The organism is Pseudoalteromonas sp. L1, assembly GCF_021728095.1.
In the GTDB taxonomy this organism is placed as follows: Bacteria; Pseudomonadota; Gammaproteobacteria; order Enterobacterales; family Alteromonadaceae; genus Pseudoalteromonas.
In genome coordinates this window covers 591787-614693 of the sequence record NZ_JAKKCT010000002.1, presented here as the reverse complement: position 1 = coordinate 614693, position 22907 = coordinate 591787, and the positions used below count along the sequence as shown (strand labels likewise).

Sequence of the window (22907 nt, the reverse complement as noted above, 5' to 3'; positions counted from 1 at the left end):
TAAGGGCATGCACTGCATGCCCTTTTTATTAGTTGTTATTCCCTTTTAACGTGCCGATATCGATCCCGTTTTTACTTAGCTCAGTTTTAAGTAATGCTGCACTGCTCTGTAGGTTCGGTAAGGTTTGATTTTCAATTATCGCTACTGCTTTTTTCAGCTCTTCAGATGCATATTTGGCTGACATTTTTCGGTTTATTGCGGCATCTATAATAAATTGGCTCTTACTGTAAAAGCGACGCACTTGAGTTAGAAACTCGCTTGGTGTTTCTAATGTTGTCGGCGAATATTGCATTGTTTGCCAAATGTACTTTTCGATTGTTGGCTTATTATATTCAAGCTCAGACTTAGGTGGGCTTTTAGCCAACAAGGCTGCAAACTTACTAAGATTATCTGCGTTATCCTTCACTTCATCGTACAAAGAAGTACGAAGGTAATAGTTATCTTCCATCTTGCTAAAAGTATCAAACTTTAGCGCTTGCTCTAAACCACTTTGCGCTGCGAGATAAACACCAAAAACAGTTGATAGCACTAAAAAAACTTGATTGAGCCAAAAGCCGGTACTTTTTAGCTCTTTGTTATCCACTGTTTTGAGGGCGTTGCTGATCTTTGGTGGGGTTTTATTACTGTTATCCATGATTAGATTCCTTTCATTTATACTATTAAAACATTGTAATAGATAAAGAAAGTTTAATCACTAGATAACAAAGCTAATCTCTTTCTAAAAGCACAGCACCCGAGTGTTCTTCACCTAAATGATCTTCTTTATTATAAATAGGGCACTTAGCCATAGACAAACAGCCACAGCCAATACAGCCGTTCACTCGGTCTCTGAGTCGTTGCATATAGTGAATTTTTTCATCTAATTGAGTTTGCCAGCGTTTTGAAAGCTCTGCCCAGTCTTGTTTTGTTGGTGTGCGTTGCTGAGGTAGAGTACTCAGCGTGTGCTTTATATCTTCTAGGGTAATGCCCATGGCCTGTGCTGCTTTTATCACGGCGATACGGCGAAGTACATCAGGCTTATAACGACGCTGATTGCCATTATTACGCCAACTACGGATTAAGCCTTTTGTTTCATAAAAATGCAGTGTTGAGACTTTAACGCCACTGCGCTTAGCCACAAAGCCAACCGATAGGTTTGCATCAACGAGTTTTTTTTCTGATCCTGACATAATTTGCTCCAAAGTGTTGACCTAAAGTTAGCTTGAGGTTTTACGCTGCGCACATCATAAAAAAAGGAGCAATAATAATGCAACAAAAACCGACTGAAAATACAGTAATCATCTATTCAAGTGCAAGAAAACAAGGAAATACGAGCTTACAAGTTAATGATTATAAAAAGCAATATGGAGGAGATATCATCTGCCTTGATGATTATATTATTTCAGCTTACCGCTACGATAAACAGTATAAAAATGATGATTTTTATGCCGTTTTTGAAGCTCTATTAAGCTATCAACATTGGGTGATAGCATCACCGGTTTATTGGTATAACACAACGCCACAATTTAAAGCATTTTTAGACCGTATTACTGATTATATGGACGATGAGATTCTCAGACCTAAGCTTAGAACGCTTCGTGAAAAGCAGTTCTCACTGCTATCAAATGCAGGTTCGGTTAACGCGCCAAGTGCGTTTATTGATATGTTTAAAAATACCTTTAACTATTTAGGCATGACCTTTAAAGCACATCAGCATATTGAGGCTAGTTAAAGTCAGAAAAAAAGGTTAGGCTAGAGATAAAAAACAACAGGGTTACTTATGAAATTAACATTGTTGGGTTTATCTCTCGCATTGGTAGCAAATTTAAGCCATGCAGAGCAAAAAGAGCCCGCGATCAAAGGATTTGGTTTTTATTATACTGTGCAAAATCATACGGCTATTGATGAGCAAACAAGGTTTAAAATTGCCTTTGATGTGGCCGATGCCGCAGAAAGAGGTAAGCAAAATAACAGTATTAACTCGCTAGCACGTTTTATTAATATGCACATTGCCCATGGGGTGAAACCAGAAAACATTGAACTTGCTTTGGTTGTGCATGGCAGTGCAAGTGTTGATGTACTCAAAACGGGCGCTTATAAGCAACGTTTTAATAGCGATAATAAAAATCAACAATTGATTTCACAATTACTCGCGCACAACACCGTTGTTTATGTATGTGGTCAGTCGGCAACACATATGCAGGTTAAGCAAGAGCAACTGATACCAGGTGTGCAAATGGCATTATCTGCCATGACAGCGCACGCACAACTACAGCAGCAGGGCTATACCCTGAATCCATTTTAATGAATATTCTTTGTTTTGGTGATTCTAATACCTATGGGATTTCACCGCTAGATGGTAAGCGCTTTGACGAACATACACGTTGGCCATGTTTGCTTGCAGACAAGCTCGGTGCAGGGCATTTGGTTATTGAAGCAGGGCTACCAAATCGTACGATAGCTGATGAGCCACCATTTAGTGGTGATAAATTAGGTGTTAAGTACTTAGAGCCATATCTTCGAGCGTATCATATTGATGTCATCATTATTCAGCTAGGTACGAACGATTTAAAGCGTCGTTTTGGATTAGCAGCCGATGATATTGCCAAAGCACTGGATACGTTAATAGTCGACATCGAAAATCACTATCTGCATCGAGAAATGCCTAAAATAGTGGTGCTGAGTCCATCTGCGGTATATGAGGTTGGGGCTTATCAGTCTATCTATGCGGGCGCTGCCAAAAAAGCGAAGCAATTAACAGTTGAGTATAAATTAGTCACAGAACGCCATGAGTGTCACTTTATAAACGGTTATGCTCTCCTTGCTCCTTGCCAAACAGAGGGCGTACATTGGCAGGCCCAAGAGCATAAGTTACTTGCCGACTATTTATTTGAATACCTTTAAAGTAGAGTTTGTGAAAGATCTTTAAAAGATTTACCTATTTTCAGGGTTTTACCTGTATTTAGTTCAACAAATTCACTGTTTACAGCTATCACCTTTTGTTTGTTTACTAAAAACGATTTATGAATTTGGGTAAATGAATGGGATAGCTGTTCACTAAGCTGTTTTAGTGTTGTGCTCGCAAGTGTTGCTTGCTCAGCTTGATGCACTTTCACATAGTTGCCATATGCCTCAATATATTCAATAGAATCTAAGTTAAACTTTCGTTTTTCTCTATCAACTTTAAGCGTAATGTTATTAGGCTCAGTTATATTTGGTTTAACTAAACGCTCACGCACCTTATTGAGAGCCTGTTCAAGCCTTGGCGCAGACACGGGTTTGAGTAAGTAATCTGTCACATTCAATTCAAACCCTGTTATAGCGTATTCTTGGTACGCGCTTACAATGATGATTTGGGGAGGGTGTGCCAGAGTTCTTAATAATTCGATTCCTGTTAGCTCTGGCATATTTATATCTAAAAACACTAAGTCAATAGTGGATTTAGCTAACCCATAAAGGGCATCTTTTGCGCTAACATATTGAGCTATAATCTTAATATCAGAATGTGTCTGTAGGTGATGTTCAATCACTTGATGGGCAAGGGGTTCATCGTCAACGATGATTGCTCTTATCATTTTGATAACTCCAAAGTTAAGGTTGTCTGCCAGTGTGTCGCGTGTTTTTTAGCTGTTAAGGTATGTTTATTTGGGTATAACAGTTCTAGTCTTTTTTGCAGATTACTAAGCCCCATGCCCGGGTGGCTTTTTTCAGTTTGGGTATTTATAGAGTTTTCACAAAAGAGAGTTAGCACAGTGTCATTTATAGTAATTGTGAGTGTTACTTTTGTTGAGTCCGATGCAGGTTCTACACCGTGTTTAATGGCATTTTCGACGATTATAATCAGTAATAAAGGCGCTATATGAAGATCGTCGACTCTATCAGGCCAAGTTAGGTTAAATAAGTATTTGTTTGCGCTTCTAATTTTTTGTAGCTCTATAAAGCTTTTTAGGTATGCCAATTCTTTTTCTAATAAAACCACTGGCTTTTGTCCTTCATAGACAGTGTATCTTAATAAATCTGCTAAATGCATAACCAACTGTGGCGCATGCTCTGATTTTGTGAGCGTGAGTGCATATAAATTGTTTAGGGTGTTAAATAAAAAATGTGGGTTAACTTGTTGTTGAAGAAGTTTTAATTCGGTTTTGGTTTGCTGTTTTGCTATTTCATTTAATTTACTTTGCTGTTGCTGTCTTTCAAAAGCAAGGATGATAGGTGTAGTAATGATCAGAAAGAAAAACATAAACTGATAATTATATTTAGCAAAAATATTTTGGTTACCACTTGGTGTTAGATTCGCAATATGTTGTGGTAAATCATTAATAGGTAATGTTAGCACCAGTGCGACAAGTAACGGGGTTAGTGTAGCCATAAAAATGAGGCATGAGGCCACAAAAGTGAAGACACCGTAGTTTGCTAATAAATGGCGAATAAGCACGTAGCGATTTATTAAATATAAGCTGTATATGATAACGGCATAAACGCCAAGTTGAAGAAAGTAAAATAAAAACTGATCAAACTCTGAAAAGAATTTGCCAACATCAAAAATTAGTTCGAATGGTTGATTTAATAAAGGGTCTTGATGGCTATTAAGTATACCTGCGAACAAAAAAGCCCAACAAATCAGTATCATTAGCACCACGTTATCTAATGATATAAAAGAGATAAACCATCTAGCAATTAAGCTGTTTTTATTGGTCTTATTACGCTGTGAAACCAGCCAAAGTAAGCTGGCTAACGAGCACAAAATCCAACATTGCACGCTTAAGTATTGCCATTGAGCGTAAGTTGAAGAAACTAGAGCAAGTGTATATACGCAGAGCGGATACAGAGTGAAGCCTGTAAGCCACACCAAGGTTGGGCTTTTATATGTTCCCTTGAATGTTAAAAGGTGGGCAATTAAAAAGGGCAGGCATTCCAATAACAGTTGCAGATTTATTTTTAAATATAAAGCAGGGGAGTCAAGCCTTAACGACAGGTAGCGTGTATGACCTTCAAGCAAAATGGCCGCAAATACTGGCAGCAACGCAATCAAATATTTGTTATTTGAATTGCCTGATAGAAGAGAAAAAATAGCCCGCAAACGCTACTCCATTTTATTTTTACAACCTAACAAACCAGCTTAATACATGATGACCTATGAGCATAGTTAAAATCATGCTGTTTCATGCCCTTATATACTCAAGTAAGATTAATGATTTTCGTTGTTAATGCACGAATGTAATGATGAAAGTACTTTTTTTATTGATGAACGCCAAATACTTACTTTTATCCTGTGCTTTTATAGTTTGATCATAATTGGCTAACCGGTTTGGTTACAGTGACTTAATGTAACGATTCGTTAATTAAGGAATGTACCTATGCTCACACTCGCAAATATTAATAAGAAATATGCAGATGGCACGCACGCATTAAATAACATAACAATCCATTTGCCCAAAGGAATGGTGGGATTGCTTGGGCCAAATGGAGCAGGAAAATCAAGCTTAATGCGAACATTAGCCTGCTTACAAGATGTAGACACAGGCCAAATTAATTTTGATGGTTTAAATGTTTTAGAGTACCCAGATGAATTGCGTAAGCAGCTAGGTTATTTACCACAGCAGTTTGGTGTTTATCCTGCAATGAGTTGCCATGCTTTATTAGAGCATATTGCCATATTGAAAGGCCTTAATTCAGAGCAACGTAAGCGACAAATTAATGAATTACTGTCACTTGTAAATTTAACAGCGTTTGCAAACAAAAAAGTGAGTAAATTTTCTGGTGGTATGAAGCAGCGTTTCGGAATCGCACAAGCCTTACTGGGTAATCCTAAACTCATTATTTTAGATGAGCCAACCGCAGGGCTTGATCCTGCTGAGCGTGAGAGCCTTAATAACTTATTGGTTTCAATTAGCAAAGAGCGTTTAGTCTTATTATCTACCCATATTGTTGAAGATATAGAAAATCAGTGCCGCTTTGTCGCAATGATCAATCAAGGCAAACTCATTCAAAGTGGCAATGTTGATGAACTAGTGAATCAACTGGCAGGTAATGTTTGGGCTTTGAAACGCTTACCATCAGAGCTACCTGCAGGCTCCTTAGTATTAAGCAAAAGTTATCGTTATGGTAAGCCTATATTTCGTGTTTACGCCCCTCAATGCCCAGAACCTGAGGCAGTCGCTGCAACTGCGACGCTACAAGATAAATACTTTTATGAGTTGAAATCGCAAGGGGCTAAAAATGCGATTTCGTAATGAATTAAAGTACCTTTTTACTCAACCTATTGTTTGGTTATGTTGTGTGTTTGCACCACTTTTTGCATTTACGTTATCTTCAGGTTTGGCTATTGAAGAGGGGGATAACCTTAAACAATTTTCTTTACACCTAATATCAATACACATGATGCAGCTTGCCGTATTAGTGGGAATACTTGCCCCTGCTATTTTTTTACGGGACCAACTACACAACATGGATGAGCTGATAGGTGTAACCCCGATTACTTCAAAATACAGAGAGCTGTTTCGTGTAGCGAGTTTACTACTATGTCTTATCATGATTTCTTTTATAGGATCTTTGATAGTTTGGTATTGGCAGTTAAGAGTGCAAGGCTTTGATTGGGAAGCTGTTAACTCTCTATTCTTAAATAGTTTTTTGGTACTTATTCCAAATTGCAGCTTTTTGGTGGTTTTGGCTTATTGGGTTTGTAAGCGGTTTCAAAGTACATTGGTAACTTACACTATTCTGGGTGCCATATGGGTTGGTTATTTGTTTTTCGCAAGTATTACCGGCAATCCCATTTTGGCAGGTAGTGGTATTATAAGTGAGTCTTTATATCAGGCATCTATTTGGCTTGATCCTTTTGCTTACTCCACGATTATTGCGGGCTTCGTAGAGCCTCAATATTGGGCGCTTGTAATAAATCGGTTGATGGTAGTAACACTTACAATTGTTATCTATATTGTGGCAGTTCGCACCACTAAGAAAAATATTAAACAAGGTACAAAGGCCTCAGAGCCAGTCTTAAATTTAAAAGTGCAATACAATGGTATTGCACCAAAAGGGCATAATTGCTTCATATTTTTAACACTTTATAAAGTTTCAATTTTAAATGTACTCAAGCTTCCTATAACACAACTGACTTTAGTATTATGGTCAGTCATTGTATTTAACAGCGTTGCGTCCTCTTTTGAATATGCAGAAGCAATGAGCGTGGTTAGCCCTACGAGTATAGATGCAATTAACCATTATGCGTTTGATATGCATTTGCTCATTGGCTGTTTATTACTTGTGCTTTGGAGTTGGCAGGTTAGTTGTGCGGCAAAGCGGTTTCATATGGCTGAATTGATTGCTGCATCACCAGTAAAAACGGCAACGCTTTTACACAGCCAATTATTCACGGTAGCGACTTTAGCAATTGTTTTTTCTGTGATGAGCTTTTTGGGAGCTTCTTTTGCTGAGTGGTTTGCTGGCAGTCAGTACCATGCTAGTCAGCATATTTATATACTCGCTCTAATGTTGTTGCCACTTACTTTAGTTGCTTGGGTGAGTGTATGTCTTTTCAATATTTTCCGCTCTTCCTTAGTGGCTGGCTTAGTTGTTATTGTTATCTTAATACTCAAGTTTACGCCGGTAATGACTTCCTTTGGTCTCACACATACTTTTTGGAGCCTAGCCTGGACACCGTTACAAGCTCCTAGCGAGTTTTGGGGGTACCGAGCGAGTGTAAACAGTTATTGGCCATATATGAGAGTGTGGATTGTCGCGGTACTGAGTTTTGTTGTCATAAGCCAGCTTTATAATCATCGTGGTGCTGGGCTTGGAAGACGGGCCATAAAAGTGAAAGATACATGGTTAGTGCTGCCTGTCCTTTTATCTGTTTATTTATTTACGCAGTTGCATTTTAATTTAGTGGCAGAAAAGCCGTTAACTAACTCACATAAACGTGAAACATTTAAAGCCAACTACGAAAGCACATTTGCTCATTGGAAATATAAAGAACAACCAATCATTAGTCATATTGATGCTAATATTGATTTTTATCCTGATAAACAGTTTGCACAATTTGAACTCAAATATACTCTAACCAACCCTCATTCTATTGCTATAAAACGTATCCTAGTTGGCAGAGCTGGCTTTTATAAATGGGCAGACATAAAAATTTCAGGTGCGAACCAAGTTGCTTTTTATCCATCATTAAATCAAGCAGTGTATGAGTTTGAGTCTGCTATAAAACCAGGTGAAATCACAAAGCTCACCACGCAGTTTGAAGTTCACCAAGCAAAGCTTTGGCCCGCAGTGGGGCATCAAGTTCTCACTCCTGAGTTTAGCTATATTCGTGCGGTTCCCGTATTGCCAACGGTTGGGTATCAAGTAAATTACGAACTAACAGACCGCCATCTGCGCAAAGAACATGGTTTGCTAAATAAGGTAATTCCTGTACCGTCAGAGCTGTTTGCTGTTAAGGGAAATAGACCACAGAGATATGATCGCATAACTATGTCGAGCACGATATCAACCGCAATTGGCTATCATGTTGTGACGCAAGGCACACAAATAGCCCATCAGCGCGAAGATAATCGCGAAGTTTTTAAGTTTAAAACAGATACGGCATTTAATAATCTACCTGCATGGATTTCTATCCCAGAACCGCCAATAACAGAGCAACTAGATGAGGTAAAATTACAGGTATATGCACCTCGAAAAAACTTAACTGAGTCATCAGATTCAATGGCAGTTAATATGCAGGCGATGAAAGATACACTGACTTGGTTTAAAGATAATATTGTTGCTTACAAAGCAAAAACATTTAGCATAGTTGCCGCGCCCAAGTTTGGTGGAACGGGTTATGCCTTGCCTGAGATTATACTTATTGGTAATAAAGTTGGCTTTAGGGCATCTCCTAGCTTTGATGCTGGTTTTGATCAGCGCTATCGGCGCGCAGTTCATGAAACGGCTCATCAGTGGTTTGGTCATGATATAGGTAACAGCGTTCCTGATGACAGTGCCTTTTTAGTTGAATCGATGGCGAAGTACATAGAGTTAGTCATGATAGAAAAGCGTTACGGAAAAGCGGCGATGAATGCACTCGTTGATTACGAAACTAGGCGGTATGAGCAAGCTTTACGGGCAGATACTTCAGCTAAACAGGCATTTATAAATTCAACAAAAAGTTATGAGCAATATTCTAAAGCGACGATTGTGTTTGCAAAGTTAAGGAATAAAGTAGGTGATGAAGTGATCATAAAAGCACTCAAGTCTGTTTGGAAAAACTATGCATACCCAAATCGACCCGCAACTTCTATGGATTTCATACGTGCTTTGCAAGCGCATGCTAAAAGTAGCGATAGCGCATTAATTAGAGAGCTGTTTTTAGCGCCTTAGATTAGTAAAAAGCCACAGGTTATAAAACACTGTGGCTTGGGTATTGATTCTTTCAATCAAGGGGTTTGGGATAATCGCTTAAAACTCGTAGCTAATGCTTAAGCGTGTAGTACGAGGCATAATGTAACGACCATTCGGTGCATCCGCATTACGAGGGTCACCTTCAGTGATACCTTGCTCGTCAGTTAAGTTATCAACCGCTAACTGCACTTTAATACCTTCCATAGGCTCAACAATTAACCCTAAGTCTACTTTTTCGTAGCCTTCTAACACAACTGTATTTTCGTTGTTGCCGAAGCGGTCATCAACCGCTGAGATTGTGCCGTATAAGGTTGCATACATGCCACTTACTTCAAAGTCGTAGCTTGGTGTTACACGTACTTGCCATTTTGGCTGACGTTGGCTTTCGTTACCTTCGTTGCTTGGGCTTTCAGTGATTTCAGTTTCTTGAAGCGTTGAGTTTAAGTTAACTGAGAAACCAGATTCGTGGTTGTAGTTATAATCAAGCTCAATACCGTAGGCTTCGTTGGTTAAGATTTCTGCTGGTACGCCTGGGCGACGAACAAAGGTGTCACCTTTTACTTCGTTTGTGAAAAGTGTTGCATAGAAATCGGTGCTATCAGTTAATAGTTTATAACCAAACTCGGCTTGTGTTACTTCTTTAATTAGCTTTTCGCCACCTTCGTATGCATCAAAGTTATCGCGGAAGTCGTCAAAGTAAGGCATTTTGTAACCACGGTTTACGCGGGCAAATACACCCATGTCATCGTTAATTGAGTAGTTAATACCCGTTGTCCACGATGTTTTGCTTTCGTCATATTGAACAGACTTGTCGATTACGCCATCAAGACCTTCATCAACTGAGTATTCTACTTCGTGGTTTTCAAAACGAACACCAGCATCAAGTGTAAAGTCATCGTTGAATTTATACTGAGCCGTTGTGTAAAAAGCATTGGTGCGCGCATCACCTGTAGAGTTGATATCGTAGTTGAAGTCACAACCATCAACACTTGCATTACATTCGATGCCGTCTAGCATTTCGCCGCCCGCTTCAAGTACATGATACGCTGTGTTACCTAAGCTCCACCAGTCATTTGCTGATGTGCTTGCTGTGTAATAACCAAATGCCAGTGATAAGTTATCAAGCTTTTTAGCAAATGCTAAATCATTGGTGAATGCGCTGATTTCTTTTAAAACCACCCAACGGCCAAGTTGTTGAACCGCTGTGCCTGCATTATATTCTGTGCCAGTTACCGCACCTGTTGCTGTTTCACCATTATCAGCAACAGCGCCAACCGTTGTTGCAGAACCAGCAGGCACTAAACCATACGTGTTTGCATCACCCTTGGTGATGTTAAAGCGATCTGTGAAACTCCAACCGTTATCGAATTCAAGCTTAATGCTACCGCCAGAAACATGGCCCTTCCAACCACGGCCTTCACCTAAGTCGATTTGTTGCTCGTCATTATTTGCGCCTGTGTAAATTGTCGCTTGGCGATTTAAAGTTCCTAGTTGTGTGTAGCTTGCATCAACACCGTCAACATTTAGTGGCGTAGGTAAGTACCAAGCACCGTGGTCGTCAGTTTGACGGGTGTATAAATTAATAGTGCCGTTTTCCAACTCTTTAGTGATATTAATTGTGAACTGGCTGCCTTTTTCTGATGTGAAACCTGCATCACGAATACCTGGAGAGCGTTTAACATAACCACCCACCATGAAGTATAAGTCATCAGAAATCTCACCACTAACCATAGCGTCAATGCGTTGTAAGTCGTAATCTGAGGTTGTGTATTTGAATACGCCTTCGGTATCTTCACTACCACGTTTAAGGCGGAAGTTAGTTGTTAAACCAGGTTGGCCGTTAGATACAACAGGGTTTGGGCCACCGCGCAGTGCTTCCATTGTTTCAATGGTTTCATCTAAACGGAATAACGACGAGTTTTCTAAAAATGACAAAGTAGGCGCAGGGTAGATTGGCGAACCTTCAAGGCTTAAGGTTAAAAATGGAGCATCGCCACCACCAGGAAAACCACGTACAAACACGTTCGCACCAGATTCACCCCCCGAGCTTTCTACCCACACACCTGGTACGGCTTTGAACAAATCAGCCGTACTTTTTGGCGATAATTTAACAATTTGATCAGCATCGATATTGGTTACGGCATAGCCTGCATCAATTTTACGTACGCCAATACCTGCTGGTGTACCAGATACAATAATACGTTCAACTTTTTCTTTAGCTGGCTGTTCAGTTTGCTCTTCGGCCATAACAGTTTGGCCACTTAAAGCTAGCAAAATTGCAGAGGCTAGCGCACTGCGTGTGTATGTAGTTGTCATTGTGTGTTCCCATTCTTTGTATTGTTGAGTGCAAAGCGATAACAGCTGTTTTAAAGATGTTAATGCAATGCTTATTTAAACCTTAGAATGTTATGCAAACGTTTGCAATTGTTTTTTGCAGTTCTTTGTCGGATTTTTGAACATCATCTACGTTTGTTCATGTATACATTGGGAAAAATAATATTTCCTACGGCGCAGCGGATTGCGCTGATTAATGGTATATTGCTTGTTTCTATATTTAGTAAGGCTCTGTGTTAGCATCATGAATGATAAAAAACTAAAGTTAGCTGATTTAGCCAAGTTGGCCGGTGTTTCCACATCGACTGTATCTCGTGCACTCAATGATAACCCATTGATAAAAAAAGAAACGCGAGAAATGCTTCAACGATTAGCTAAAAAACACAACTTTAGTTTAAACACAGCTGCTAGTCGTTTACGTACTCAAAAAACAAATGTTGTCGCTGTAATCATTAATCTTGATGGCGATACAGAACAGTCAATTAACGACCCATTTTTACTTAAAGTTGTAGGTGAGATTAACCTTGCTTTGAACAAGCATGGCCTTGAGCTTTTGCTATCAAACTCATTTATGGCCAGTGATGATTGGGCTAACTATTTTATTAATAGTCGCCGAGCCGATGGCATCATTGTGGTTGGTCAAGGTAAAAGCCAAGCAAATATTGAAACTGCTGCAAATGCAGGTGTCCCTTTAGTTGTGTGGGGAGATCCTAAAAGTAAAAGTAACTATCCTATTGTCGGGAGTGATAATTATTTAGGAGGTCGTCTTGCAACTGAGCACTTATTGGCGAATGGCGCTAAAGATATTTTGTTTTTAGGCGATCCTGGGCATGCTGAAATAGGAGAGCGCCACCGCGGTTATTTAGATGCTATTTCTGAAGCAAAAGCTACACCTCACGTGGTCTCTATTGATATTACCAGTAGTGCTGCTTACAAAGGAATTAACCAGTTATTGGTAGAGAAAGGGCTGTGTTTTGATGGCATTATGGCGTGTAGTGATATGGTGGCTTTTGGTGCGATGAAAGCGCTAAAAGAGCGTTATATTAGTATTCCAACCGATGTTGCACTGGTTGGCTTTGATGATATTGCCATGGCGGATATCAGTCATCCTTCTTTGTCGAGTATTAAACAAAATACCCAACGCGCTTCAGTTATTCTTGTTGAAAAGTTGTTAGCCCAGTTAGCAGGGCAGTCGGTAGAATCTCAAGTTGTTGAAATAGAACTCGTAAATAGGCAGTCGAGCCAGCGCTAAGTCTATTGAATGTTAGCAGGATGTGTAATTTTAAATGCAAACGTTTGCATTTTATTTTGCGCTAAACTAGACTGAATAAAAATAATCATAGGTTGAAGTGAATGAATCCTATAAGAATAACCATCGCGCTGGCATGCAGCTATTTTGTCTTTGCTATTATGCTTAATAGTGTGGGCACTGTTATTTTACAAGCAATCAATAGCTTAGATATAAGCAAAACTCAGGCGTCTGTTCTTGAAGGATTTAAGGATCTAAGTATTGCCATTGTGTCATTTTTAGTGGCGTCATTTATCCCTCGTATAGGCTATAAAGTGGCCATGCTCGGCGCTTTATTATTGGTTGCAGTGATGTGCTTGGTTGTTCCGAGTATTGCTGATTTTTGGGTCTTAAAAGCGCTCTTTGCTGCAATAGGTTGTAGCTTTGCTGTTATGAAAATCTCTGTTTACTCTGTTATTGGTCAAGTGACTGATAATGCTAATAAACATTCAGCGTTATTAAACACCATTGAAGGGGTGTTTATGCTTGGCGTGCTGTCGGGCTATTGGATTTTTGCGCTATTTATAGACGCTGATAAACCGCAAAGTAGTCACTGGTTAAATGTTTATTACTTGCTTGCAGCAATTGTTGCAGTGGCGTTTGTTTCTGTGATTGCGGCACCAATAAAATCGCCAGAATTAAAAGCCAACCAGCAATCTCAGCTGCATGATTTTATTGATATGTTAAAGCTGACTTATCAACCTCTGGTGCTTATTTTTGTTGCTAGTGCATTTATGTATGTACTAATAGAGCAAGGTGTGGGCACTTGGTTACCTACCTTTAATAATCAAGTTTTAAAATTACCTGTTGATGTCAGTATTCAACTTGCCAGTTTGTTTGCCGCTGCGTTAGCGCTTGGTCGTTTGGTAGCAGGGCAAGTACTTAGGTTTATTAGTTGGTTTAGTATGCTAATGGGCTGTTTGGTTGCCATGGGTGTGCTTGTATTATTAGTGTTGCCTTTGACTCATGATGTAGATGGCAGCCAAATAAAAAGTGTGTTTGATGTGCCTTTTGCAGCATACATGCTGCCGCTGATTGGCTTTTTTATGGCGCCGATTTACCCATTACTCAACTCTGTGATGCTGAGTTCACTAGCTAAGCACAAGCATGCTGCTATGACAGGTTTAATCGTGGTTTTCTCAGCATTAGGAGGAACAACAGGCTCAATTATTACGGGCTTTGTATTTGATAAATTTAGCGGGCAGCATGCGTTTTATCTCACATTAGTGCCAATAACCTTGCTACTAATCACCGTTTCAGTCTTTAAAAAAATCACTCTAAAATCACAATATCAAGCGGCTTCAAGCGCAGAATAAGGGATTATCATGAACTTCGTTAATAGTCAATTATTTAAAGACGTACAGCTAGCTGAAGTGTTTGCTGATTCAAAAATGTTTGCTGATGCAGTGCCAAACTTATCTTGGCAAAGTGCCTGTGAGTTGTATCAACTTGTAGGCCCTTTAAAAGGTGATGAGCTGCGTAAATTTGTTATGTCGAACTTTGTGTTTGCAGATCAGTCCATTCCGACAGCTAAATTAGACACCGCATCTGTTAAGCAGTACATTCTTGATTTATGGCCGCACTTGCATCGCAATGCTGATACTGACTTAGCAAGCTCACTGATGCCACTTCAGTTTGACTACATTGTGCCGGGAGGCCGTTTTCAAGAAATTTATTATTGGGATAGTTATTTTACTGCCTTAGGTTTAGAAGATACTGGCGACCTAGCAACCATTGAAGCCATGGTTAATAACTTTATTGACCTACAAAAGCGTAATGGCTGTATCCCAAATGGTAACCGTGTTTATTATAGCTCTCGCTCGCAACCACCTGTTTTGGCGTTAATGATAGCGATGTTATGGGATGCGAAATATAAACATGAAGCAGATTTAACTTGGCTGGCAAACGCTGTAAAAGCACTTGAAGCTGAGTATCAATTTTGGATGCAAGGCTATAACGACCTAAGCAGTGAAACACCTGCCATTAGGCGTGTTGTAAAAATGCCCAATAAGGCTATTTTAAACCGCTATTGGGATAGTGCGGCAACACCTCGCCCAGAGTCATTAAAAGAAGATTTACATGATGCTGAAGGGCTGACAACTGAGCAGCAACAAAGCTATTTTCAACATATCCGTGCGGCATGCGAGTCTGGCTGGGATTTTAGTAGTCGTTGGCTAAGCGATCATAGCGATCTGAAAAGTATTGAAACGACCAATATCATACCTGTTGATTTGAATAGTTTATTGTATAATCTAGAGCAAACCCTTGCGCGTTTTTACCGTTTACTTGGTGAAGAACAAAAGAGTCAGTCGATTGCTGAGCAGGCTACATTGCGCTTAGATGCAATTAATATCTATTGTTGGAATTCTGAGGCGGGTGTTTATCGTGATTACAACATTCGACTCAATCAGCAAAGCAGTGTTGATTCAATGGCAATGGCTGTTCCTTTGTTTGTAGGTGCTGCATCTGTACAACAAGCTCAACAAGTGAAGAAAAAACTGATGAGTGAGTTTTTAAAATCCGGTGGTTTAGTGACAACATTGTGTAGTACACCACAGCAATGGGATAGTCCTAATGGCTGGGCGCCGCTGCAATGGTTTGCTGTAAAAGGTTTAACTGAATATGGCTTTGTCAGCGAAGCTGAAAGCATTATGGAAAATTGGCTAAGCATGATTGAAGTGCGTTTTTCTGAGGATAAGTGCCTGCTTGAGAAATACAATGTATGCAACATTAAAGACCGTGCTTGTGGAGGAGAGTACATTGTTCAGCAAGGGTTTGGTTGGACTAATGGAGTAACATCTCGATTCTATAAACTGCTTAAAAAATAACAATTTAAAATTATATTTTAACATAAGTAAATAATTTGGTTGTCTTTCCTTGTTCATAACTATTTATAAATGCTGAGTTAATTTTGGTTGAATCATGTATCTAAACTGGGTATTGTTAATTGGGTATTTCAGGGAGGAAATAAAATGATTCAATCAACTTCTGTTTTTCTAAAGGCTCAACCATCACCACAAAACCGTAGCCAAAATTATCAATATTTAATCAAAATGTTAGATGCGTTCTTTGTACGCGTTAAAATTGATTCGCGGCTCCCATTGGAGTCATCGCGCGAAGAGTTTGATCTTTATCTTATTGATAGCGCAGGGGCTTATTGGCTTGACTTGCTTCCAGCAGAATTAGTGCAACTAGCAAAAAAAAATCGAGTGGTTATTTTTAATGCTGAAGTTAATTCTGTGTGCGAGAAGAATTTACTTCTCAATGGTATAAAAGGCGTATTTTTTGCGGAGCAATCGCCAGAAGATATTTTTTCTGGGCTAATGAAAGTGCTCAATGGCGAGCTATTTTTTAGCTCAAAGAGCATCTCCGTCGTATTTAACTATATGTGGTCGGCTATTTCACGAAACCAGTTTAATACAAACAATGATACAACTGGCACGGAAATAGACCTAAATTCACTTACCAAGCGTGAAAAATCAGTTATTCATTTACTCGCACAAGGAGCAAGTAATCGTGATATAGCTGAAAGCTTGAATATTAGCGATCACACTGTAAAAACTCACCTTTATAGTGCATTCAAAAAAACAGCGTCGCGTAATCGTGTTGAACTTGCTAATTGGGCACAAAACTATATGGCTGTGAGCTTATCTTTGCAAAGGCAGTAAAACATGGCTTGGGTTTTATAAGCCGTTGTATCAATGGCGCTGTTATCAGCGCCCTAGATTAAGTTACACCGTTTTAGCTGACCAAATACCTTTATTGATGCCTTTTAGGATTAAGTCACTAAGCGCTTTTTCGATCGCTTGAGTAACACATATACTCATAGGCTCATTGTCTGTATAGCCTGCTTCTGCTTCGGCAAGTCGTTTATAACTCACATAGCGGAAAAAGCCGGCACGCATTTCTTGGCTTAGTACTTTTTTGCTGGTGGCGACCGATAGTAGTACCTGACCCGTTCGAACATCCACAGCACGCAAGTAGATTGAGATTGCATCTTCTCTGTACAGCTCAGATGCACCAATACCAAAATACTCCATACCAATACCACCCGTTTTAATATTGGTGTCGTAGCTAATAATTCCTCCTTCAAGAATTATTTTGGCAGTTGTGAGGGGAGGGAGTTCAGGTAAATCCTTATTTTCTGCTTGTGCAGCACGGATTATCTTTCGTTCAGTTAAGATATTTTGTAAGCCTTCACGTTCAACAGGAATAAACCAATCAGATTCGTGCAAAGCTTGTACTAAAATTGAGTTTGCACCCTGCGTGACGGCGGTTGAAAATGAACTCACATTCGCTTGTGGTTTGTATTGACCTGTTTGATCTCTAAATGAATAAACAGAAACAGGAATACTGCCCATAGGATGAGGCAGTGCTTGTAGGGCTCTAAACGTTTCGGTTGGTTCTAATGTTTCGGCTAACCCCTTGCTTGGTGGAACAAGGTTGCCAATTGATGAGCAGCCTGTAAGTATCAATAGTATCGCACTTAAAATTACCTTAATCATTATTCAAACCTCGGTACTTCAATAACTGTCACAGTGCCATCTAGTATGCTTGTTATTCTAACAGTGATGGTGTCGGTGGTACTGGTGATAATTTGTATTTCATAGTCTCCGGTGATAAATGACGAGTCGCCATTGAAAATGCTGTCATCTACTTCTTCACCAAATGCCATATCGGTGATTTCTCTGACCATACGGTTTAGATAAGTTCGCTCAAGTGAATCTTGAAATTTATCTGCATAATTTTGCTCAATAATGGGGGCTTTATGCTTATTCTGTGATTGTGCTTTACTTAATAACATATTGCCATTGAGCGGGCTTCCGCCAAAACTGGGATTAATTGGGGTATAAACGAGTTCAGTCGCCCAGCTAGTTTGTAAGTTGAAAATTATTATTAGTGTAATGATATATTTCATTTTACCATCCATTTTTTGCCATATCCGGTGATGATTGTTGCATCTGACTACGCGCCATCGCGTCCATAACGCTGTACATTGCTTGTTTTACACGCTCATCCAAAGGTTCAAGGCGACGGCCTAAGTAAGTGACATACACGATTTGATTATTCATTCTTAGTACGAGTCGTGTGCCTGCTCGCGGTAATACCGTTTCTTTTATTTCGATATTAAAGCCAGCCGTAGAAGGGAGATCGCGCCAGAGGTTCGCAAACTCAAAATAAAATTGGTGCCCAAAACGGCTTATGCTTCTGTCGAGCACAAGACCATCAATCTCAAGCTCTTTCGCTTGGCTTGTAAAACAACTGAAAGCTAAAAAAATGCAATAAATACGGATTAAAAGTTGTGTTTTCATAATTGAATGAGGGAGCAGAGCTCCCTCCTAACAGTTTACTCTTGAGTTACAGTTGCGATATTGCCATCACCAATTTGTGTGATCATCACAGCGTTGTTAGAACCAATAATTGAGCCCTCAACAAGGTTCGCGTTACCTTCTTGCACAACAACAAATGAGTTATTCTCGCCACCGACCAAAAAAGCACCTTGATCAACACCTACTACAAAGTTTTCAGAGCCAGTCTGACTGATATCAACAGAATGGCCGCTACCTTCCATAATGAGATCTATCGCATTCAACTCACCAGTTTGTGCAAATGAAACTTGGTTACTGTTACTATCAAGAACGCTTGCAAATGTAAGAGCAGCTTCATTTAAGCTACCTTCTTGGTTAACGGTAATTTCGTTATTATTTGAAGTTAGAGAAGTGTCAGGGTATGACGACTGCACAAGTACAGTGTTTTCATTACCAGCCTGGCTAATATCAACGTCATTATCACTACCATTAAAGTTTGCGATATGTGCACTGTTAGCATCACCAATTTGGTTGGTGGTGAATTCATTTTCGTCGCCTACGGCGCCTAGGTAAGCGTCGTTACCGTTACCATTTTGAAATGCTGTTAGTTCATTATCATTGCCAATAGCGTCAAGAGTGACGGTATTATTATCCTGTGCTTGATTAACTAAAAGAGCGTTTCCATCACCCATCATTACAGCAGACTCAAAGCTATTACTATTGCCTTCTTGATCAGCGTTAATTTCATTATCATTGCCAGTGATTTCAGCAATAACAACACTATTTGAATCGCCATCTTGTTCAAACTCTACTTCATTGGCATCTCCACGCAATGAGGTGAGTATAGCGCTGTTGAAAGAACCGGTTTGATCAATAATAATTTCATTACTGTTTCCAACGATTTCATCCGAAGTAAACGCATTGAATACACCGTCTTGTGCTACCTCAAGTGTATTATCATCACCTTGAACTACATTGAATGTCGCTTCATTTAATAAACCTACTTGCGATGCGCTAATTGTGTTGTCGTTACCTTGCATATTGAAGTTATATAACCAATGACCGCCATCACCTTGATTGACTTCAATAGTATTTGCGTCACCTTCGATGATGTTAATTGCTTCATTATTAATGCCAAAGAAGCCAGCACCTTGCTGTGTCACATCAATTATATTGTCTGTACCAGTAACTTCGGATAACGCACCATTGAGTGTGCCATTTTGATTGTGGGTTATAGTATTAAAATTACCCGTTGCACTTACGAGTGATAAGTTACTCGTTTGTGTTTGAGTAACCTCAAGTAAATTACCATCACCCATACTGGTTGTTTCCGCAGTTTGACCAGTACCTTGCTGTATAACAACATGTGAGTTACCTATTCCAGATGTCGATGTTTGATCAATCGAAACTGAGCTGATTGTGCTTTGCACAGCTACTTGTGTAGCAAGCTCTGAGCTTGATTGAGCTTTATCATCAATATTAGCGTATGCAGTAAAGCTTGAGCCCAAAGCGAAGGTAATTGCGCATGTGAGTAGAGATCTTTTTAACTTCATGATTATTTCCTTTCAGTTATTATTAATCAAAGTTCTAATGTTTTTTTGGTTTAGAACTATGTACCGGCATGCCTTGCCGGATTAAGTGCGTGATATTCTTTGTGACGTTCAGAAGTGAATGAAACGTATTTACTACTCGTTGATAATCTGAATTCAAGATTAACAAGTAATTACTCTAGGCTGATTTTTAGGAATAAAAAATCATCACTTTTTGCTGTTTTTAATATTATTTATTTTCAAGGTCTTAAGTTGGGTTTGTTAATTTTTTGTTTAATTTACAAGCTGAAGGTGGTCAAAAAGTGCTAGTTAATATGGATTGAGTTCCTAAATGAGAAACTCATTAAAAAGTGCTTTATTTGGCGGTTTTATATTGTTTTTCTCATTTAAAAGTGTGGATTTTTTGTTTCAATAGGTATTTTCCTTGCTAGTTGAATGTGATTTGCCATTTATAAAATATGCCATGTGATATTCATTCAGAAGTAATGAGCTTTGTTGGTCGAGTCTACCTCTCGGCCAGTTCAACTAATTATGGATAGAAAATATGAAAACTAAATTATCTGTACTCAGCCTAGCTTTATTACCATGTTTAGGTGCTGCGCAAATAAGCACTCCAGCAAAAGCGACCGTAGTCGGTGCAAGCGAAGACTCAGTTTTGGTCATGTATAAAGCTGGCACCTCTGTCGCGATGCGAGAAAATGCCCGTAACCTAGTGAAAGCGACGATTAGTGATGTTAACCAAGATGGTGTTGATGACAATTACTCAGCAATTTTATCTGGTCGTTTAGCTAAATTTAAAATTGCTGGTATGAGCAGCAAAGAAGCTATCAAGCGTCTGCAAAGCCATGCTGCAATTGAATATGTTGAACCTGATTATCGTGTATCAATAGCAAATGTGCCGAATGATCCTGACTTCTCTCAATTATGGGGGTTGCATAATGAAGGACAAACCGGTGGTATAGAAGATGCTGATATAGATGCTGTTGAAGCGTGGAGTATTTCAACAGGGAGTCGTGATGTTGTTGTTGGTGTAATTGATACAGGTGTCGATTACAGCCATGAGGATTTAGCGGACAATATGTGGATAAATCCTGGTGAAATTCCAGGTGATGGTATTGATAACGATGGTAATGGTTACATCGATGATGTGCATGGTATTAATGCAATTACTGATGCTGGTGACCCTATGGATGATCAGGGCCACGGTACGCATGTATCAGGTACTATTGGTGCATCAGGCAATAACAGTACAGGTGTAGTCGGTGTAAACCAAGAAGCATCAATTGTAGGCTGTAAATTTTTAAGTGCGGATGGTACAGGCTCTACATCTGATGCGATAAAATGTATCGATTACATGGTTGATCTTAAAAACCAAGGCGTCAATGTACGTGTTTTAAATAACAGCTGGGGTGGTGGTGGCTTTAGCCAAGCATTGGCAGATGCGATCACTGCAAGCGAGCAAGCTGATATTCTATTTGTTGCAGCGGCAGGTAATGATGCGGTAGATAACGATCAAAACCCGCATTACCCGTCAAACTACGAGCACGAGAGTGTGTTATCAGTTGCCAGCACTGATAGCAGAGACAATATGTCGAGCTTCTCACAATGGGGTTTAACCAGTGTTGATTTAGGTGCACCAGGTAGTGCAATTTTATCAACTGTACCTGGTAATGGTTATGCAAGCTATTCTGGTACTTCAATGGCCACACCGCATGTTGCAGGTGCTGCGGCACTGGTGTTATCAATCAACCCTGATTTAACAGCGCTTGAGCTAAAAGAACTGTTAATGAATAGTGGTGACCAAAATGAAGCACTGCAAGGTAAAACGGTATCGGGTAATCGTTTAAATGTGCATCAAGCGCTTGAACAAGCTGATCCGACACCAAGCTTCAGAATTTCGGTTTCGCCAGGTTCGCAACAAATCACCGCAGGTGAAACTGCAACCTATACCTTTGAAATTGGCTCAATTGCCGAGTGGGAAGGCGTTGTTAGCCTAGCTCTTCAAGCTGATTTAGAAGGTGCAACGCTATCGCAAACTGAAGCAGTGCCGGGTGATGTAGTTACATTAACAGTTCCCACACAAGAAGAAACGGCTTGGGGTAGTTATAGTTTTATTGTTGATGCAACGTCAGGTGAACTTGCAAAACAAAGCACTGTGTCACTATTCGTTAATCCTGTTGGCTTAAATGATTTTACTTACTCAAATGAAACACCTTTGACTATTCCAGATAACGATGACACAGGTATTGATTCAATAATAACAGTTGCTGACGAGCTGACAGTATTCTCAACGGATGCAAGTATTGATATTACTCATACTTATATTGGTGATTTAATCGTTACGTTAACTTCGCCGCAAGGAACAACTGCAACGCTTCACAGTCAATCAGGAGGTGGCGCAGATGACTTAGTACAAAGCTATTCGCTGGCTAACTTTAATGGTGAAGTTGCAACAGGTGATTGGGTACTTAATGTCAAAGACGTACTGGCTGCTGATACAGGTACATTAAACAGCTGGTCACTTACTTTCAGCGCAATTGGTGAAGTAAGCCCGCAGCCACCACAAGCAGGTTTTGCATTTGAAGCATCAGGTTTAAATGTAACTTTCACCAATACAAGCACAGATAGCAATAATGATATTGTCTCTTGGGCATGGGACTTTGGTGACGGTGCATCATCGACAGATGCAAATCCACTACATACTTATGCCGAAGCGGGTAGCTATGAAGTGACGCTAACAGCAACAGATAGCGAAGGCCAAACAGATACGTTTACGCAAACAGTCGTCGTATCTGATGTTGAAATCGAGTTATCGCTTAAACGCTCAAGTAAAACGCGTTTAGGTACTATGCGTGTTGATTTAAGCTGGCAAACAGTCGCTGATCAAGTAAGCATCTACCGTAACGGAGAACTACTTGAAACAGTAGCTGATCGTGGTTTCTATCGTGATGTAGAGCGTAATGCTGAGTTACCAAGTTATGAGTACAAGGTATGTGTGACTGAAACCGTTTGCTCTAACCCTGTAACGGTATCGTTCGACTAATATTGTTCTACTATTCAAAGCCC

General features: G+C 39.7%; 20 protein-coding genes. 11 read left to right on the top strand and 9 right to left on the bottom strand.

The features are described 5' to 3' along the window. Positions 1-28: 28 nt before the first annotated feature. A complete protein-coding gene (locus tag L3V38_RS08870) occupies positions 29-634 on the bottom strand; it encodes a hypothetical protein (RefSeq protein WP_237119149.1) in 606 nt (201 codons plus the stop codon). Positions 635-707: 73 nt separating this feature from the next. Further along, positions 708-1169: a redox-sensitive transcriptional activator SoxR gene (soxR, locus tag L3V38_RS08865; protein WP_237119148.1), complete on the bottom strand. Its 462-nt coding sequence runs from the start codon at positions 1167-1169 to the stop codon at positions 708-710. 77 nt (positions 1170-1246) lie between these two features. Here soxR and L3V38_RS08860 point away from each other — a divergent pair, with 77 nt between their 5' ends. The 3 genes from L3V38_RS08860 to L3V38_RS08850 are packed head-to-tail and all read left to right on the top strand — an operon-like array spanning position 1247 to position 2883. Next, complete coding sequence (locus L3V38_RS08860; RefSeq protein WP_237119147.1) at positions 1247-1711, top strand: NAD(P)H-dependent oxidoreductase; 465 nt, start codon at positions 1247-1249, stop codon at positions 1709-1711. A gap of 48 nt (positions 1712-1759) precedes the next feature. Next, the gene (locus L3V38_RS08855) at positions 1760-2284 is read left to right on the top strand and encodes a DsrE family protein (protein WP_237119146.1); all 525 of its coding nucleotides are present in this window, start codon (positions 1760-1762) and stop codon (positions 2282-2284) included. Further along, the gene (locus tag L3V38_RS08850; RefSeq protein WP_130151786.1) at positions 2284-2883 is read left to right on the top strand and encodes a GDSL-type esterase/lipase family protein; all 600 of its coding nucleotides are present in this window, start codon (positions 2284-2286) and stop codon (positions 2881-2883) included. The genes L3V38_RS08855 and L3V38_RS08850 overlap by 1 nt, the downstream gene beginning before the upstream one ends. On the opposite strand, the gene L3V38_RS08845 is transcribed toward L3V38_RS08850, so the two are convergent. Both L3V38_RS08845 and L3V38_RS08840 read right to left on the bottom strand, forming a co-directional pair. Next, positions 2880-3554, bottom strand: a complete 675-nt coding sequence (locus tag L3V38_RS08845) for a response regulator transcription factor (protein ID WP_237119145.1) — start codon at positions 3552-3554, stop codon at positions 2880-2882. The genes L3V38_RS08850 and L3V38_RS08845 overlap by 4 nt on opposite strands. After that, positions 3551-4609, bottom strand: a complete 1059-nt coding sequence (locus tag L3V38_RS08840; protein WP_237119144.1) for a histidine kinase — start codon at positions 4607-4609, stop codon at positions 3551-3553. Before L3V38_RS08840 ends, L3V38_RS08845 begins: the two co-directional genes overlap by 4 nt. A 248-nt stretch (positions 4610-4857) precedes the next feature. Between L3V38_RS08840 and L3V38_RS08835 the strand changes: the two genes are divergently transcribed. The 3 genes from L3V38_RS08835 (at position 4858) to L3V38_RS08825 (ending at position 9339) form a co-directional block, all read left to right on the top strand. Then, complete coding sequence (locus L3V38_RS08835; RefSeq protein ID WP_237119143.1) at positions 4858-5052, top strand: hypothetical protein; 195 nt, start codon at positions 4858-4860, stop codon at positions 5050-5052. A gap of 284 nt (positions 5053-5336) precedes the next feature. Next, the gene (locus L3V38_RS08830) at positions 5337-6212 is read left to right on the top strand and encodes an ABC transporter ATP-binding protein (RefSeq protein ID WP_237119142.1); all 876 of its coding nucleotides are present in this window, start codon (positions 5337-5339) and stop codon (positions 6210-6212) included. Next, the gene (locus L3V38_RS08825) at positions 6199-9339 is read left to right on the top strand and encodes a M1 family aminopeptidase (protein WP_237119141.1); all 3141 of its coding nucleotides are present in this window, start codon (positions 6199-6201) and stop codon (positions 9337-9339) included. The genes L3V38_RS08830 and L3V38_RS08825 overlap by 14 nt, the downstream gene beginning before the upstream one ends. Before the next feature lie 78 nt (positions 9340-9417). Here the strand turns inward: L3V38_RS08825 and L3V38_RS08820 are convergent, their stop codons facing one another. Next, positions 9418-11676, bottom strand: a complete 2259-nt coding sequence (locus L3V38_RS08820) for a TonB-dependent receptor (RefSeq protein ID WP_237119140.1) — start codon at positions 11674-11676, stop codon at positions 9418-9420. Positions 11677-11938: 262 nt separating this feature from the next. Between L3V38_RS08820 and L3V38_RS08815 the strand changes: the two genes are divergently transcribed. The 4 genes from L3V38_RS08815 (at position 11939) to L3V38_RS08800 (ending at position 16650) form a co-directional block, all read left to right on the top strand. After that, on the top strand, positions 11939-12946 hold the full coding sequence (locus L3V38_RS08815; RefSeq protein WP_130151780.1) for a substrate-binding domain-containing protein: 1008 nt from the start codon (positions 11939-11941) through the stop codon (positions 12944-12946). Between the two features lie 101 nt (positions 12947-13047). Further along, positions 13048-14298, top strand: a complete 1251-nt coding sequence (locus L3V38_RS08810; protein WP_237119139.1) for an MFS transporter — start codon at positions 13048-13050, stop codon at positions 14296-14298. 9 nt (positions 14299-14307) lie between these two features. After that, positions 14308-15810: a trehalase family glycosidase gene (locus tag L3V38_RS08805; RefSeq protein ID WP_237119138.1), complete on the top strand. Its 1503-nt coding sequence runs from the start codon at positions 14308-14310 to the stop codon at positions 15808-15810. Between the two features lie 144 nt (positions 15811-15954). Then, a complete protein-coding gene (locus L3V38_RS08800; RefSeq protein ID WP_237119137.1) occupies positions 15955-16650 on the top strand; it encodes a response regulator transcription factor in 696 nt (231 codons plus the stop codon). Between the two features lie 63 nt (positions 16651-16713). Here the strand turns inward: L3V38_RS08800 and L3V38_RS08795 are convergent, their stop codons facing one another. The 4 genes from L3V38_RS08795 to L3V38_RS08780 are packed head-to-tail and all read right to left on the bottom strand — an operon-like array spanning position 16714 to position 19844. Continuing rightward, positions 16714-17487 (bottom strand): CsgG/HfaB family protein, encoded by a 774-nt coding sequence (locus L3V38_RS08795; RefSeq protein WP_237119136.1) that lies wholly within the window; start codon positions 17485-17487, stop codon positions 16714-16716. Further along, positions 17487-17900: a curli assembly protein CsgF gene (locus L3V38_RS08790; protein ID WP_237115406.1), complete on the bottom strand. Its 414-nt coding sequence runs from the start codon at positions 17898-17900 to the stop codon at positions 17487-17489. Before L3V38_RS08790 ends, L3V38_RS08795 begins: the two co-directional genes overlap by 1 nt. A 1-nt stretch (position 17901) precedes the next feature. Beyond that, positions 17902-18294, bottom strand: a complete 393-nt coding sequence (locus L3V38_RS08785) for a curli production assembly/transport protein CsgE (RefSeq protein WP_237119135.1) — start codon at positions 18292-18294, stop codon at positions 17902-17904. A 35-nt stretch (positions 18295-18329) separates the two neighbouring features. After that, positions 18330-19844 (bottom strand): curlin, encoded by a 1515-nt coding sequence (locus L3V38_RS08780; protein WP_237119134.1) that lies wholly within the window; start codon positions 19842-19844, stop codon positions 18330-18332. A gap of 541 nt (positions 19845-20385) precedes the next feature. Between L3V38_RS08780 and L3V38_RS08775 the strand changes: the two genes are divergently transcribed. Next, positions 20386-22884, top strand: coding sequence for a S8 family serine peptidase (locus L3V38_RS08775; RefSeq protein ID WP_237119133.1), 2499 nt, complete (start codon positions 20386-20388; stop codon positions 22882-22884). The last annotated feature ends 23 nt before the right edge of the window (positions 22885-22907 follow it).